This window comes from Rhodoferax sp. U2-2l (assembly GCF_020594515.1).
GTDB lineage: Bacteria > Pseudomonadota > Gammaproteobacteria > Burkholderiales > Burkholderiaceae_C > Rhodoferax.
The window spans coordinates 97,821-111,163 of sequence record NZ_JAJCTH010000004.1 but is presented as its reverse complement, the minus strand read 5'-3'; the positions used below and the strand labels follow the sequence as shown (position 1 = coordinate 111,163).

The 13,343-nt window shown below is 64.3% G+C and carries 12 protein-coding genes and 1 riboswitch; of the genes, 8 read left to right on the top strand and 4 right to left on the bottom strand.

Annotated features, from left to right (window positions below; translation table 11 throughout):
* Positions 1-27: 27 nt before the first annotated feature.
* Entirely contained in the window at positions 28-2,013 is a 1,986-nt protein-coding gene (locus LHU53_RS05060) for a monovalent cation:proton antiporter family protein (protein WP_227331003.1), read from the bottom strand.
* A gap of 58 nt (positions 2,014-2,071) precedes the next feature.
* On the opposite strand from LHU53_RS05060, the gene LHU53_RS05055 reads away from it, so the two are divergent.
* Genes LHU53_RS05055 through LHU53_RS05040 form a run of 4 tightly spaced genes read left to right on the top strand, consistent with a single transcriptional unit; the run spans position 2,072 to position 5,024 of the window.
* On the top strand, positions 2,072-3,073 hold the full coding sequence (locus LHU53_RS05055) for an SIS domain-containing protein (protein ID WP_227331002.1): 1,002 nt from the start codon (positions 2,072-2,074) through the stop codon (positions 3,071-3,073).
* Entirely contained in the window at positions 3,073-3,618 is a 546-nt protein-coding gene (locus LHU53_RS05050) for an HAD family hydrolase (RefSeq protein WP_227330997.1), read from the top strand. Before LHU53_RS05055 ends, LHU53_RS05050 begins: the two co-directional genes overlap by 1 nt.
* A complete protein-coding gene (gene lptC / locus LHU53_RS05045) occupies positions 3,615-4,229 on the top strand; it encodes an LPS export ABC transporter periplasmic protein LptC (protein WP_370632224.1) in 615 nt (204 codons plus the stop codon). Before LHU53_RS05050 ends, lptC begins: the two co-directional genes overlap by 4 nt.
* An 18-nt stretch (positions 4,230-4,247) precedes the next feature.
* Entirely contained in the window at positions 4,248-5,024 is a 777-nt protein-coding gene (locus LHU53_RS05040) for an SDR family oxidoreductase (protein WP_227330996.1), read from the top strand.
* A gap of 71 nt (positions 5,025-5,095) precedes the next feature.
* On the opposite strand, the gene LHU53_RS05035 is transcribed toward LHU53_RS05040, so the two are convergent.
* Positions 5,096-5,494 carry an RNA-binding protein gene (locus tag LHU53_RS05035; protein WP_227330995.1) on the bottom strand — a complete coding sequence of 133 codons (399 nt, stop codon included), beginning with the start codon at positions 5,492-5,494 and terminating at the stop codon, positions 5,096-5,098.
* A gap of 260 nt (positions 5,495-5,754) precedes the next feature.
* Positions 5,755-6,885, bottom strand: a complete 1,131-nt coding sequence (locus LHU53_RS05030; RefSeq protein WP_227330994.1) for a patatin-like phospholipase family protein — start codon at positions 6,883-6,885, stop codon at positions 5,755-5,757.
* Positions 6,886-7,109: 224 nt separating this feature from the next.
* On the opposite strand from LHU53_RS05030, the gene LHU53_RS05025 reads away from it, so the two are divergent.
* The 3 genes from LHU53_RS05025 to LHU53_RS05015 all read left to right on the top strand — a co-directional run bounded on the left by LHU53_RS05025 (position 7,110) and on the right by LHU53_RS05015 (position 10,722).
* A complete protein-coding gene (locus LHU53_RS05025) occupies positions 7,110-7,259 on the top strand; it encodes a hypothetical protein (RefSeq protein WP_227330993.1) in 150 nt (49 codons plus the stop codon).
* The gene (locus tag LHU53_RS05020; protein ID WP_227330992.1) at positions 7,256-9,865 is read left to right on the top strand and encodes a diguanylate cyclase domain-containing protein; all 2,610 of its coding nucleotides are present in this window, start codon (positions 7,256-7,258) and stop codon (positions 9,863-9,865) included. The genes LHU53_RS05025 and LHU53_RS05020 overlap by 4 nt, the downstream gene beginning before the upstream one ends.
* 95 nt (positions 9,866-9,960) lie before the next feature.
* A riboswitch (yybP-ykoY riboswitch) is annotated at positions 9,961-10,157 on the top strand.
* Position 10,158: 1 nt separating this feature from the next.
* Positions 10,159-10,722: a TMEM165/GDT1 family protein gene (locus LHU53_RS05015; protein WP_227330991.1), complete on the top strand. Its 564-nt coding sequence runs from the start codon at positions 10,159-10,161 to the stop codon at positions 10,720-10,722.
* Here LHU53_RS05015 and LHU53_RS19855 read toward each other — a convergent pair.
* Positions 10,719-12,179, bottom strand: a complete 1,461-nt coding sequence (locus LHU53_RS19855) for a phage tail sheath C-terminal domain-containing protein (RefSeq protein ID WP_227330990.1) — start codon at positions 12,177-12,179, stop codon at positions 10,719-10,721. The genes LHU53_RS05015 and LHU53_RS19855 overlap by 4 nt on opposite strands.
* A 272-nt stretch (positions 12,180-12,451) precedes the next feature.
* On the opposite strand from LHU53_RS19855, the gene LHU53_RS05005 reads away from it, so the two are divergent.
* Positions 12,452-13,282, top strand: a complete 831-nt coding sequence (locus tag LHU53_RS05005; protein ID WP_227330989.1) for a caspase family protein — start codon at positions 12,452-12,454, stop codon at positions 13,280-13,282.
* Positions 13,283-13,343: the final 61 nt, after the last annotated feature.

The window sequence follows — 13,343 nt, the reverse complement described above, 5'->3', positions numbered from 1 at the left end:
AGACAGGCGACGGCGGTTTGGGCAAGATCAACCTTTGATCAGTCTGAGTTCGGTCTGGGCGATGGCATTGGCCTTGCCCGAGATCACCAGCGTGTCGCCTGCTGCCAACAGCAGGTCGTCGGTGAGCGGCATGATCTGCCCGGAGGCCCGGCGCACGCTCACCAGCCGGGTGCCCAGGGCACGCAGGGCGAGGTCGTCCACGGTGCGGCCGATCGCCTTGGCGTGCAGTGGCAGCTGGATGGTGCTGAGCCGTTCCAGCTCGGCCTCGTCCGCATCGCCGTCGTCGGCACCGCGGAAAAAGCCGCGCAGCAGGCTGTAGCGCGCGTCGCGCTGCTCACGCACGATGCGGATCACCCGGCGCACCGGCACCCCCACCAGGGCCAGCGCATGGCTGGCCAACATCAGCGAGCCTTCGATGGTTTCGGGCACCACCTCGGTGGCACCGGCTTTTTGCAGCAGTTCCAGATCGTGGTCGTCCTGGGTGCGCACAACCACCGGCACCTGGGGCGCATGTTCATGGATGTGGGCCAGCACTTTCAGCGCGCTGGGGGTTTCCAGATAGGTCACCACCACCGCGCTGGCCCGCGCCAGGCCAGCCGCCATCAGCGCCTGCAGACGACCGGCATCGCCAAACACCACCGAATCACCGGCGGCGGCGGCCTGGCGCACCCGGTCGGGGTCGAGATCGAGCGCCATGTAGGCGATGTTTTCCTTGTCCAGCATGCGCGCCAGGTTCTGGCCACAGCGCCCGTAGCCGCAGATGATGACGTGCTTGTTGGCCTTGATCGACTTGCGGGCGATGGTGGTCATCTGCACCGACTCCATCAGCCATTCGTTGCTGACCAGCCGCATCACGATGGCGCTGCTGTGCATGATGATGAAGGGTGTGGCCAGCATCGACAGCACCATCGCCGCCAGAATCGGGTTGAGCAGTTCCGGCGGCACCAGGCTGTTGCGTTGCGCCAGGGTCAGCAGCACAAAGCCGAATTCACCAGCCTGCGCCAGGTACAGACCGGTGCGCAAGGACACGCCCGAACTGGCGCCGAAACCTTTGGTGATGAGGGTGATCATGGCGGCCTTGAACAGCACCGGCAGCGTGACCAGAATCAGCACCAGCGGCCAGCGCTCCAGCACCAGCCGCCAATCGAGCATCATGCCGATGCTGATGAAAAACAGGCCCAGCAACACATCGTGAAACGGGCGGATGTCGGTCTCCACCTGGTGCTTGTACTGGGTCTCGGAAATCAGCATGCCGGCAATGAAGGCGCCCAGCGCCAGGCTCAAGCCCGCCAGCTCGGTCAGCCAGGCCAGGCCCAGCGTGACCAGCAGCAGGTTCAGCACAAACAGCTCTTCGCTCTTGCGCCGCGCCACCAGCGTGAGCCACCAGCGCATGATGCGCGGCCCGCCCACCAGCAGCAGGGTGATCAACACCGCCGCCTTCAGCAGCGCCCAGCTCAGCGTCTCGGCCATCTGTTCGGCTGAGGCGCCCAGCGCCGGAATCAGCACCAGCAACGGCACCACCGCCAAGTCCTGAAACAGCAGCACACCCATGATGCGTTTGCCATGTTCGCTCTCAATTTCGATGCGCTCGGACATCAGCTTGACGACAATGGCGGTGCTGCTCATGGCCATGGCGCTGGACAGGGCCAGCGCAGTTTTCCAGTCCATGCCCCAATGGGTGGGCGCCATCACGGCGAATGCCATGCTGGCCGCCGTGGTGATCAGAATGGTCAGGGTGACCTGGAACAGCCCCAGCCCGAACACATGTTGGCGCATGGTGCGCAGCTTGGGCAGGTTGAACTCGAGCCCGATCACAAACATCAAAAACACCACGCCAAACTCGCCCAAGTGGCGTACGCCATCGGCATTTTTGGCCAGCGCCAGCGCGTTCGGGCCAATCAGCACCCCCACCGCCAGATAGCCCAGCATCGGCGGCAGCTTCAGGCTGCGGCACACCACCACGCCCAACACGGCCGCCAGCAAATACAACAGGGTTAATTCGAGAGGACTCACCCCCGGATACTACCAACTGCCCCCGCGCCCGCAGCCCGGCGGTCGATAAAATGCCGACATGAATACCACCCCCTCGCTTGCGCCGTCGTTTGACGCTGATCGCATTCTGCAATTGGCCCGAGAGACCCTGGATGTGGAGGCTGCGGCGGTGGTGCGCCTCAAGCACCACCTGGGCGACAACTTTGTGCAGGCGGTGCGGCTGGTGCTGGCCAGCCAAGGGCGTGTGGTGGTCATGGGCATGGGGAAAAGTGGCCATATTGGTCGCAAAATTGTCGCCACGCTCGCCTCCACCGGCACGCCCGCCATGTTTGTGCACCCGGCCGAGGCCAGCCACGGTGATCTGGGCATGATCCAACCCATGGACGTGGTGCTGGCCATCTCCAACAGTGGCGAGTCCGATGAGCTCAACGTGGTGTTGCCGATGATCAAGCGCCTGGGCATCCCGCTGCTGGCCATGACCGGCAACCCCGCCTCCACGCTGGCGCGGCATGCCTCCGTTTTCCTGAACAGCGGCGTTGAAAAAGAAGCCTGTCCGCTGAATCTGGCGCCCACCGCCAGCACCACCGCGCAACTGGCGCTGGGGGATGCCTTGGCCGTGGCTTTGCTGGACGCGCGCGGTTTCAAGGCCGAAGACTTTGCCCGCTCGCACCCGGGTGGCGCGCTCGGGCGCAAGTTGCTGACCCACGTGCGCGACGTGATGCGCAGTGGTGACCAGGTTCCCCGGGTCACGCTGGCATCCAGTTTCAGTGAACTGATGCGCGAAATGAGCGACAAAGGCCTGGGCGCCACCGCAGTGGTGGACGATGCCGGTCAGGTCTGCGGCATCTTCACCGATGGTGATCTGCGTCGTCTGATCGAAAAAGGCATCGACCTGCGCCAGTCCACCGCCGCCCAGGTGATGCACCCCCATCCGCAAACCGTCAGTGCCGACGCTCTGGCGGTGGAAGCGGCCGAACTGATGGAGTTGCGCCGCATCACCAGCGTGCTGGTGCTGGACGCGCAGGGCCAACTGTGCGGGGCGCTCAACAGCAACGACCTGATGCGCGCCAAGGTCATCTGATGGCACCCGCGCTCAACTTCCCGCCCGAGTTGCTGCTGCAGGCACAAGGCATCCGCGTGGTGTTTTTCGATGTCGATGGGGTGCTGACTGACGGCGGCCTGTACTTTTCCGAGGCGGGTGAAACCCTCAAACGCTTCAACACACTGGACGGCCACGGCCTGAAGCTGCTGCAGCGCGCTGGCGTCACCCCGGCGGTCATCACCGGGCGCGACTCCCGGGCGTTGCGGGTGCGGCTGGCAGCGCTGGGCATCGAACACGTGCATTACGGCACCGAAGACAAGCGCCCGGCGGCCGAGGCCACGCTCACCGCGCTGGGTCTGGACTGGTCCCAGGCCGCCGCGATGGGCGACGACTGGCCCGACCTGCCGATGATGACGCGCAGTGCGTTTGCCTGCGCGCCCGCCAACGCGCATGCCGAGGTGCTGGCCGCCGCGCACCATGTCACGCGGCAGCGTGGTGGCGAAGGGGCGGTGCGCGAACTGTGTGACCTGCTGCTGGTGGCCAGCGGCCGCTACGCCTCGTTGTTGCAGGCCTATTTGCCGTGAACAACCTGCGCTGGGCACTGGACCGTCTGACGCTGTACTTGCCGTTGCTGCTGATGGCAACGCTTGCCATGGCCACCTATTGGCTGGTGCGCACCACGCCGACCACCAGCGCCGTGGCTACCGTCGCAGCCGTGCAGCATCTGCCCGACTATTACATGCACCAATTCACGGTCAAGACCTTTGATGTGCGGGGGCAACTCAAAAGCGAGGTCAAAGGTGTGGAGGCACGGCATTTCCCCGACACCGACACCCTGGAGATCGACCAGGTGATCATCCGTTCGTTTGATGAGCAGGGTCACCTGACCACCGCCACGGCCCGCCGTGCGCTGACCAACAGCGACGCGTCCGAGGTGACCCTGATGGGCGACGCCCGCGTGCTGCGCGCCCCCACCGTCAGCGCAACGGGCAAGGCCCAGCCCGCCATGAGCTTTGAGGGCGACCATTTGCACACCTTTGTCAACACCGAACAAGTCAGGTCAGACCTGCCCGTGATCCTGACACGTGGGCAAGACAAGTTCACCGCTGACCGCATGGACTACGACAACAAAGGGCAGGTCATCCAGATGCAGGGGCGGGTCAAGGGTGTGTTGTTTCCCACCGTCAAACCCTGACCTGGCACCGGCTTCACCATGGCCCAGCTTGTCTTGATCACCGGCGCGTCCAGCGGCATCGGCCAGGCCTTGGCCATGCACTACGCGGCGCAGGGCTGGCACTTGGCCCTGGTGGCGCGCCGTGAATCAGCGATCCAAGCATGGCTTGGCGCCAGCGGCATCTGTGCGGATACATATCAGATTTATAGCGCCGATGTGACGGACATCGCAGGCATGCAACGTCTGGCGCTAGATTGCATGGCACGCCAGGGCTTGCCGGAGGTGGTGATTGCCAATGCCGGCATCAGCATCGGCGTGGATACCGCACGGCCCGAAGACCTGGCGGTGATGGCGCGCGTGCTGGCCACCAACGTGATGGGTGTGGCCGCCACCCTGGGGCCTTTCGTGTCTGCCATGCGCTTGCGCGGCTCAGGCACGCTGGTGGGCATCGGCAGTGTGGCGGGCATCCGGGGTTTGCCAGGGCATGGTGCCTATTGCGCCAGCAAGGCGGCCGTCATCAGTTACTGCGAAAGCTTGCGCGGCGAGTTGCGCGATAGCGGCGTTCGGGTGGTGACGTTGTGCCCCGGCTATATCGCGACGTCGCTGACGCAAAACAACGGTTACGACATGCCTTTTTTGATGCAGCCCGATGTGTTCGCCGCCAAAGCCTTCCAGGCCATTGCCGCAGGTAACAGCTACCGGGTGATTCCCTGGCAGATGGGGGTGGTGGCCAAACTGTTGCGCCTGCTGCCCAACAGCCTTTTTGACAAGCTGTTTGCCGGGCGGCCGCGTAAACCCCGCATCACCGACATTTGACACCCCAATGCAAAAAGGGCCCCGAGGGACCCTTTTGTGTCAGGCCAAAGCCTGAGTCAAGCAGCAAGTGCTTAGTAGCTGCTACGGCCACCGCCGTAACCGCCGCCGCCACCACCGCCGTAACCACCACCACCGCCGCCGCCAGAGCGACCGCCACCACCGTAGCCGCCACCACCGCCGCCGCCGCCGAAGCCGCCGCCACCAGAGCGGGGGGGACGCGGTTCCATCGGACGGGCTTCGTTGACCACGAGGCCACGGCCACCGAATTGTTGGCCGTTCATGGCATTGATGGCTGTTTGTGCTTCAGCATCGCTGCCCATTTCGACGAAACCGAAACCTTTGGAGCGGCCGGTGTCACGTTCCATCATGACTTTGGCGCTGGTAACGGAACCGTGTTGGGAGAATGCCTGTTGCAGGTCATCGTCACGGAAGGAATAAGGCAGATTGCCGACGTAAAGTTTGTTGCCCATGAAAGGACTCCTCAAAATAACTCAAAACGCGATGGAGTCCATGACCGCTGCAACCAAACCTCTGAAGACTTAGAGAAGACGCGTAACTGGCATTCACCGCAAACCCATATTGCCCCGGAAAGAAGCAATACGGGGCGGATGATACGTCAAGTTCCCGAGTTGCAGATATTTTTTTCAGTTTGTTTCATATCGCGCTGTTTTCCCACCAGCCCGGCCCGGGCGGCAGGCGGCGTTTTTGGATGCGCGCGTTCAGGGCGGCGTCACTGGCTGCGCTGGCGTCTGTCGGGACGCACCGGTACCCGCAGATCGTCCAGGTAGTCGTGCGCAATGTCGACGCCAGAGCGCACACCCAGGTCGCTGGCGTGCTGGGCCAGCCACTGGTGGGCGTGGCTTTGACCCAGATCGCGCAGGGCGTTGATCAGCTGCGCATCGGTTGACAGCTTGGTGGCTGCGCCCAGTTGCTCCAGCACCTCGCCGCCGTCAATGCGGTGCAACAAGACGTCTTTGTAATGCGCTGGGTTGAGCTTGCCTTCTTTGAGCAGGCGCTTGACAAAATCGATGGCGCGCATCTCGGCCATCAGGGCGGCATTGAACGTGATCTCGTTGAGCCGGTCCATGATGTCGACGGCGCTGGTGGGCAATTTGTCGCGCTTGATCGGGTTGATCTGCACCAGCAAAATGTCGCGGCTGTCGCACTGGTAGATCAGCGGGTGAATGGCCGGGTTGCCGGCGTAACCGCCGTCCCAGTAAAACTCGCCTTCAATCTCCACCGCCTGAAACATCATGGGCAGGCAGGCAGACGCCATCACCGCGTTGGCCGTGATGCGCTCACCGGAGAACACCTCGGCCTTGCCGGTGCTGACCCGGGTTGCCACCACAAACAGCTTGAGGTCGGTGAAGGCCGCCAGCCGTTCAAAATCAATCTGCCGATCGACAAAATCTTTCAGCGGATTGATGTCCAGCGGGTTGCTCTGGTACGGCGACAACGTTCCCGACCAGGCACGCGCCATGGCGTCGGCCCACTGGCCGGTGGGTGAGCTGTCCATGCCTGCCAGGCCAAACATCAAATCGAACGGCGCACGCTGCGCCTGTCCAAGGGCGCCCATGGCCACGATGCCGTTCCAGAAGTTGGCCAGCGACTCGCGGGCGGCTTCACGGCGGGCCACCTGCGAGCGCCCTTGGGCCTGCGCCAGGCCATGGGCCAGCGCCACCGCGTTCATGGCGCCGGCACTGGTGCCGCTGATGCCTTCGATGTGGATGCGCGGGTCTTGCAGCAGCACGTCGAGCACGCCCCAGGTGAAGGCGCCGTGCGAGCCGCCGCCTTGCAGGCCGAGGTTGACAGGGTGCGCGCTGTGGGACGAGGTGGGCGAGGTATCAGACTTTTTATGCATGGCTTGAGCTTAGCAGCCCGCAGCCGCGGCCCAACTCGGGCGCCCACCAGCCGCTTTCCAGAGGGATCATTGCTGCGGTTAACATAGCAATCAAATCAATCAATGTAAAGACTCTAGCGCGGTATGTGGATCTGATTTTCAGTTCGCACTGTTGCCGGATGGCAGGCGGTGCTAAAGTGGTTGTCAACGGCCGGGTTTGCTGGGCCGAGAGTTGGGAGTCCATGATGAAGCACAACCTGCAGAGGCCGCCCGCATGCGAGCATGCGCTGATGGATCAGCGCAACGCCCGGCTGCCCGTTGCCCGGCCTGAACTGGCAAAAACGCGCCGCCGCGGGGCCCGTGCTCGGTTGGTGCGCACCTTGGAGAAGCCGTGAGATTGCCCGTCCTGCAACGCTGGCTGCTGGGTACCGTGCGCCGTCAACTGGTCACGGGCATGGTGCTGACGGCGGCCCTGATGATGGGTGCTGTTGTCTGGGACCTGGCACAGCGCCAACAGCAGGCAGCGCTGGCGCAGCAGTCCAGCCAGGCGGTGGGCATCGCCCACAGCGTGGCGGTGGCCGGGTCGGTCTGGCTGGCTGAGCGGGATGCCGGTGGCCTGCAGGAGATGGTGCAGGGTCTGTCCTCCTACCCGGACTTGCGCTACGCCATGGTGCTCGACACCCGTGGTCAGGTGCTGGCTCACAGCGATGCCAGGCGGCTTGGGCAATACCAGACCGACCTGCCGCCCGTCATGGCGCCGCAGGTGCGCCAGCAAGCGGGTCCTCTGGTGGATGTGTTCAGCCCGGTCGTGCGCCAGGACCGACCGATGGGCTGGGTTCGCATTGGCGTGGCAGGGCCGTCGACGGATGCGGGTCTGTCCCAGGCCATCCGGGACGGCGTGATGTACGCGCTGGCAGGGGTGCTGTTGGCAGCGCTGTTGGCGGAGGTGGTCAGCCGTTTGTTGACGCGCCGTCTGCAGAGCATCTCCCGTGTGGCCAGCGCGGTCGAAGCTGGCCAGTCTTTGTTGCGCGCCGACGTGCCGGGTCACGACGAGGCCGCCCAACTGGCACGCCAGTTCAACACCATGCTCGATGCCCTGGCGCAGCGCGACCGGGCGCTCAAAGACAGTGAGTCTTTCAAGACCGCGATACTGGACTCGGTGGCTGCCGAGATTGCGGTGGTTGACCGCGCGGGTACCATCCTGGCCGTCAATGCGCAGTGGCGGTGTTTTGCGCTGGACAACAGCCTGCGGCCCGGGCAGCCCCCATCGAACACCGATGTTGGCGCCAATTACCTGGAGGCATGCGACCCGCACGACGGCCATGCCAGCGTCGGCGCGGCGCTGGCGCGTGACGGTATCCAGCGCGTGCTGGACGGGCGCGCACCAAACTTCAGGCTGGACTACCCCTGCCATTCGCCAGGCCAGCAGCGCTGGTTCACCATGATGGCGCGGCCCTTGGGGGCAGACCACCACAGTGCCGTGGTCATCACCCACACCGACATCAGCGCCGTCAAACTGGCCGAGCATTACGAACAGTTTCGCAGCCGCATCCTGGAGCTGATGGCCAGCGATGCTGCCCTGCCTGACCTGCTGCTCGCCATGGTTTTGGGCGTGGAGCAACTGCACCCGTCGATGTTGTGCAGCATTCTTCTGCTGAGTGACGACGGTCGCCACCTGGGCGAGGTGACGGCACCCAGCTTGCCGGAGTTCTACAACCAGGCCCTCGTCGGTGTCGCCATTGGTCCGGGTCAGGGTTCGTGTGGCACCGCCGCAGCCACCGGTCAGCGTGTGGTGGTGGAAGACATCGCCACGCATCCTTACTGGGTTGATTACAAGGACCTGGCCCGGCGCGCCGGGCTGTTCGCCTGCTGGTCGCAGCCTGTGGTGTCGTCCACCGGCCAGGTGCTGGGCACCTTCGCGATCTACCACCGTCAGACTCATGCCCCGTCGCCGCATGACATTGCGCTGATCGAGCAGACCGCCCGTCTGGCCAGCATTGCCATCGAGCACAAGAACACCCAGGCCGACTTGCGGGCCAGCGAAGGCATGTTCCGCACGCTGTTCGAGACCCTGCCCACCGGGGTGGTGTACGAAAACCTGGACGGCGTCATCATCTCGGCCAACCCGGCCGCCCAGCGCATGCTGGGCCTGACGACCGACCAGTTGCAGGGCCGCACCTCGATCGACCCGCGCTGGCACGCCATCCATGAGGATGGCAGCGACTTCCCCGGTGATCAGCATCCGATCTCGGTCGCCCTCAAGACCGGTCAGCCGGTGCGCAATGTGATGATGGGCGTGGCCGTGCCGGGGCGTGGGCTCCTCTGGCTGCTGGTCAGCGCCATGCCCTTGTTTCGGGACGGCAAACTGGAGCAGGCCTACGTGGTGTTTGAAGACGTGACCGAGCGCCACCAGATGGAACAGCAGGTGCGCCACATGGCGTTTTACGACCCGCTCACGCAGTTGCCCAACCGCCGCCTGCTCAGCGAGCGCCTGACCCAGGCCATCACCGCCAGCAGGCGCAGCGGCTGTTATGGGGCGCTGATGTTTCTGGACCTGGACAACTTCAAACCCATCAACGACCAGCATGGCCACGAACTCGGCGACCAGCTGCTGGGCGAAGTGGCGCGGCGCCTGCGCGCCTGTGTGCGTGAGGTGGATACCGTGGCGCGCCTGGGCGGTGATGAATTTGTGGTGATGCTGACCGATCTGGCCGAGGACCCGGTCGCGTCGGCGGCACTGGCCCGCACCGTGGCTAGCAAGATACTTGACAGCCTGGCCGACCCCTATCTGTTGCGCTGCAGCGATGCCCATCACACCAGCCAGACGGTGGTGCACCGCTGCACCGCCAGCATTGGTGTCACCTTGTTCTCACACCGTGACAGCACGCAGGAGCCCATCTTGCAGCGCGCCGACACCGCCATGTACCGGGCCAAGGACGATGGCCGCAACCGGATGCAGTTTGACCCGGTCGCGCAGCCGTTTGTGGATGGCATTGGCTAGCCCACAAGACGCCAGGCCTCAAGTTGAGCCTGCCACGGCAAGTTCACTACGCTGGATCAGCAACGCTGAACCACACCCGGCGCCAGCCTACAATGCGCCCTGTCATTGGGGAGTAGCCGCCCTTCTTCATTGAGAGGGGCTTGCGTCAACAGACTTGTCTGGCCAGCACCGGCCAACATGGCGCAAGCAGGGTCCTGCAACGGGATTTTGGCGAGACCTTTGACTGCGCACCTCTGTTTTTGGCCGGGGATGTTGCGCAGTCATTGGTTTTTAATCTCCGGCCGGAGACCCTCATGGAAGCATTTTTAATCTCTACCGGCATCGTCGCGCTGGCCGAAATGGGCGACAAAACCCAACTCCTGGCCCTCATCCTGGCGGCGCGTTTTCGCCAACCCTGGCCGATTGTCTGGGGCATTTTTGTCGCCACCCTTGCCAACCATGCCCTGGCCGGGGCCGTGGGCGCCTGGGTCAACACCGCGCTGGGCCCCGATGTGCTGCGCTGGGTGCTGGGTCTCTCCTTCATCGCCATGGCGATCTGGATGCTGATCCCCGACAAGATGGACGACGATGACACCCCGACCCAGCCGCGTTTTGGCGTGTTTGGCACCACCGTGGTGGCGTTTTTTCTGGCCGAAATGGGTGACAAGACCCAGGTCGCCACGGTGATGCTGGCGGCGCAGTACAGCGCTTATTACTGGGTGATTGCCGGCACCACGCTGGGCATGATGCTGGCCAACGCGCCCGTGGTGTGGCTGGGTGAGCGCATGACGCGGCTGGTGCCGCTTCGGGTGGTGCACATCGTGTCAGCGCTGATTTTCATCGGGCTGGGGCTGTGGGCGCTGCTGGGCAATTTTTAGGTGGTTGACGGCAAGGCCGTTTCGGCGCGCCGTGTTTGCTGCACCAGACGCAGCAGGGTGAACTCGCCAGGGCGCAGCACCGCCACGTCCACGTCAATGATCAGCCGCCCCTCTCGCACGTCCCGCGCTGTCATCGTCAGATTCGGGCCGCAGCGCACGACATACGCCTGGTCCGGGCTGGCGCCCATCAAGGCGCCGTCTTGCCATTTCTGAAGCAAATAGTCGCCAATCTGGCGGCGCACCAGGTCCCAGGTCGGTCCATGGTTGGGCTCACACCTCACCCATGCGATGGCCTTTTGAAGCGACGCCTGCAACTGGATGGCAAAACGCCGCACTGCCACGTAACGCCACGCGTTGGCCTGCCCTGCCAGCGTGCGCGCGCCCCAGATCATCACGCCCCGGCCTGCGACGGTGCGGATGGCGTTGACCTGTTTGCCAGCGATTCCACCCCCCATCAGTGCGCTGGCCTGCCCGGCGTCCAGCGCCACGGCGGGCGCCGTCACGCCCGCGATAACCACATTGGCGGGTGCCCGCCAGATGCCATGCTGCGCATCCATGGCCGCATACACACCCGCCACCGCACCGCCGGGTGGGCAGGCGACCGGTGTGGTCAGCACACCGCTCACCACACTTTGGTAAGCCTCGCAATGCGTCTCCAGCCAGGCCTGCAGTGGCGCCACCTCGGTGGGTGCCGCCATGTCGATGGCATGGTCCAGCGCTTGCAGGTGCGCCAGCACCACCGCATCGTGGGTCAGGTCGTGCCAACTGACCGGCTTGCCACGGCGCCTGAGCTTGCCGCGCAGGGCGGCATAGTCCGGGCAATGGTTGTGGCGCAGCAGTAGCCACGGCGTATAGGCTGCGCCCTCGCACAAGGCCTCCTGGCCGATGTTGGCGCGAAACGCCTGCGCCAGCGGGTCATCCAGCCGGGTGTCCAGCACGGCAAACCGGTTCTGCAAACGGCTGCATTGGCACAACATGGCGTGCTGCACCACCGCCAGGTCGCGCGACGCCAGCCGCGCGGCATCCGGGCACACCACCAGTGTCGGTTCGTCCAGGGCGGCCAACCCCGCCAACCCCGTCAACAGCGGCTGGCGCTCGGGCATCGAATCGGCAGCGCTGCCGACGGAGATCACCACACAGGTCTGGCCGCCATTGGCAAAAAACAGGGCCAGGCTGTCGTGCAGTACATAACGGGTGGCAAGCCGGGCACTGACAAAGTGGCCGCTGTCGTCCACCACTACCGCATGGATGTGGCAGGGTGAGGTGCCAAAGAGCGCCTCAAACGCCGCCAGGCTGTTGATGCGGGTGGGTTGCCCACTCAGGTCACCCGGGGTCAACCGGGTCGCCGTCTCGGTGTACCCCACAAAGGCGGGCACAGCGGTCGTCACCTCGGCCACCGGTGGCGGCAGCGCCTGCCTGTCCAGGTCAAAACCACCCGGTGTTGTCCAGATTGCCACGGGTTGCCTCTCCTTCAAAACCACTCCGGCGCCCCGGTCGCGCCCGATGAAAGGGTTGACTTACATCAAAAAAAGTTGCCGCCAAACAGTGCGCATGGCTAGAATTTCCCGATCAAACAGAGGTCGCACAAGCGACACGGGCTGGCGCATCGAGACAGGCGCCCCAGCCGGATGTCTTTCGTTGGATGGATTGGATTGCGCTGCCACGCCCCGGTCAATACGGGGGTGTACGCACACTGTGTTGTTCAACCTGTCAGCCAAGGAGAGTCGTCATGGCCAAAAAAGCCCTTTGCATCGGCATCAACAACTACCCCGGCACCCAGATGGACCTGCAAGGTTGCGTCAACGACGCGGCCGACTGGAACAGCGCGTTGACCAGCCGCGGCTTCAAAGTCACCACGCTGATCGACGACGCCGCCACCAAACAGGCCATGCTCGACGCCATGGGCGCCCTGATCAGCAAAGCGGTCAAGGGCGACAGCCTGGTGATCACCTTCTCCGGCCATGGCACCTACATGCCCGACACCGATGGCGACGAGGCCGACGGCTTTGATGAGGCCCTGTGCACCTATGACATCACCACCCATGGCCCGCTGAACGATGACGAGATCAAGGCCCTGTTTGCCACCCGCAAAGCCGGGGTGAGCCTGGTGCTGATTGCCGACAGCTGCCACTCCGGCACGGTCACCCGCGCTGCCAAGGCCGACAAAGACAGCGACACCCGAGCGCGCTTCATGCCGATGGGCAACTGGCTGCCCCTGCGGGAGCTGCCCAAAAACCGCGCCGGCAAGCCCGCGACCAGCGTGTTGGGCCCCATCGGCACGCCGCCACTGCAGGGGCTGTATTCGCGGGTGATGGGTGATGTGCTGCTGGCGGGCTGCAAGGAGGGGCCCAACAACTACAGCTATGACGCCCGCATCAACGGCCGGTTCAATGGCGCCTTCACCTACCACGCGCTGAAGACCCTGAAAACGCTCAAACCCGAGGCCACCTACGCGGACTGGCACAAGGCCATCATCAAGTACCTGCCATCAAGCAGCTACCCGCAGGCGCCCCAGCTGTTTGCCAGCGAGGCCGCCCGCCAACGCATCGTGTTCGCGTAAACGGTGCGGCGGCCATGGCGCAATGGGCGGCTGCCTTGGCGGACTTCACCGTTGTCATGGC

What these genes read in the sequence shown, in the direction of transcription:
- LHU53_RS05055 (WP_227331002.1), top strand. Translation starts at nt 2,072, where the DNA reads ATGAATACCACCCCCTCGCTTGCGCCGTCGTTTGACGCTGATCGCATT.
- LHU53_RS05050 (WP_227330997.1), top strand. Translation starts at nt 3,073, where the DNA reads ATGGCACCCGCGCTCAACTTCCCGCCCGAGTTGCTGCTGCAGGCACAA.
- LHU53_RS05040 (WP_227330996.1), top strand. Translation starts at nt 4,248, where the DNA reads ATGGCCCAGCTTGTCTTGATCACCGGCGCGTCCAGCGGCATCGGCCAG.
- LHU53_RS05035 (WP_227330995.1), bottom strand. Translation starts at nt 5,494, where the DNA reads ATGGGCAACAAACTTTACGTCGGCAATCTGCCTTATTCCTTCCGTGAC.
- LHU53_RS05030 (WP_227330994.1), bottom strand. Translation starts at nt 6,885, where the DNA reads ATGCATAAAAAGTCTGATACCTCGCCCACCTCGTCCCACAGCGCGCAC.
- LHU53_RS05025 (WP_227330993.1), top strand. Translation starts at nt 7,110, where the DNA reads ATGAAGCACAACCTGCAGAGGCCGCCCGCATGCGAGCATGCGCTGATG.
- LHU53_RS05015 (WP_227330991.1), top strand. Translation starts at nt 10,159, where the DNA reads ATGGAAGCATTTTTAATCTCTACCGGCATCGTCGCGCTGGCCGAAATG.
- LHU53_RS05005 (WP_227330989.1), top strand. Translation starts at nt 12,452, where the DNA reads ATGGCCAAAAAAGCCCTTTGCATCGGCATCAACAACTACCCCGGCACC.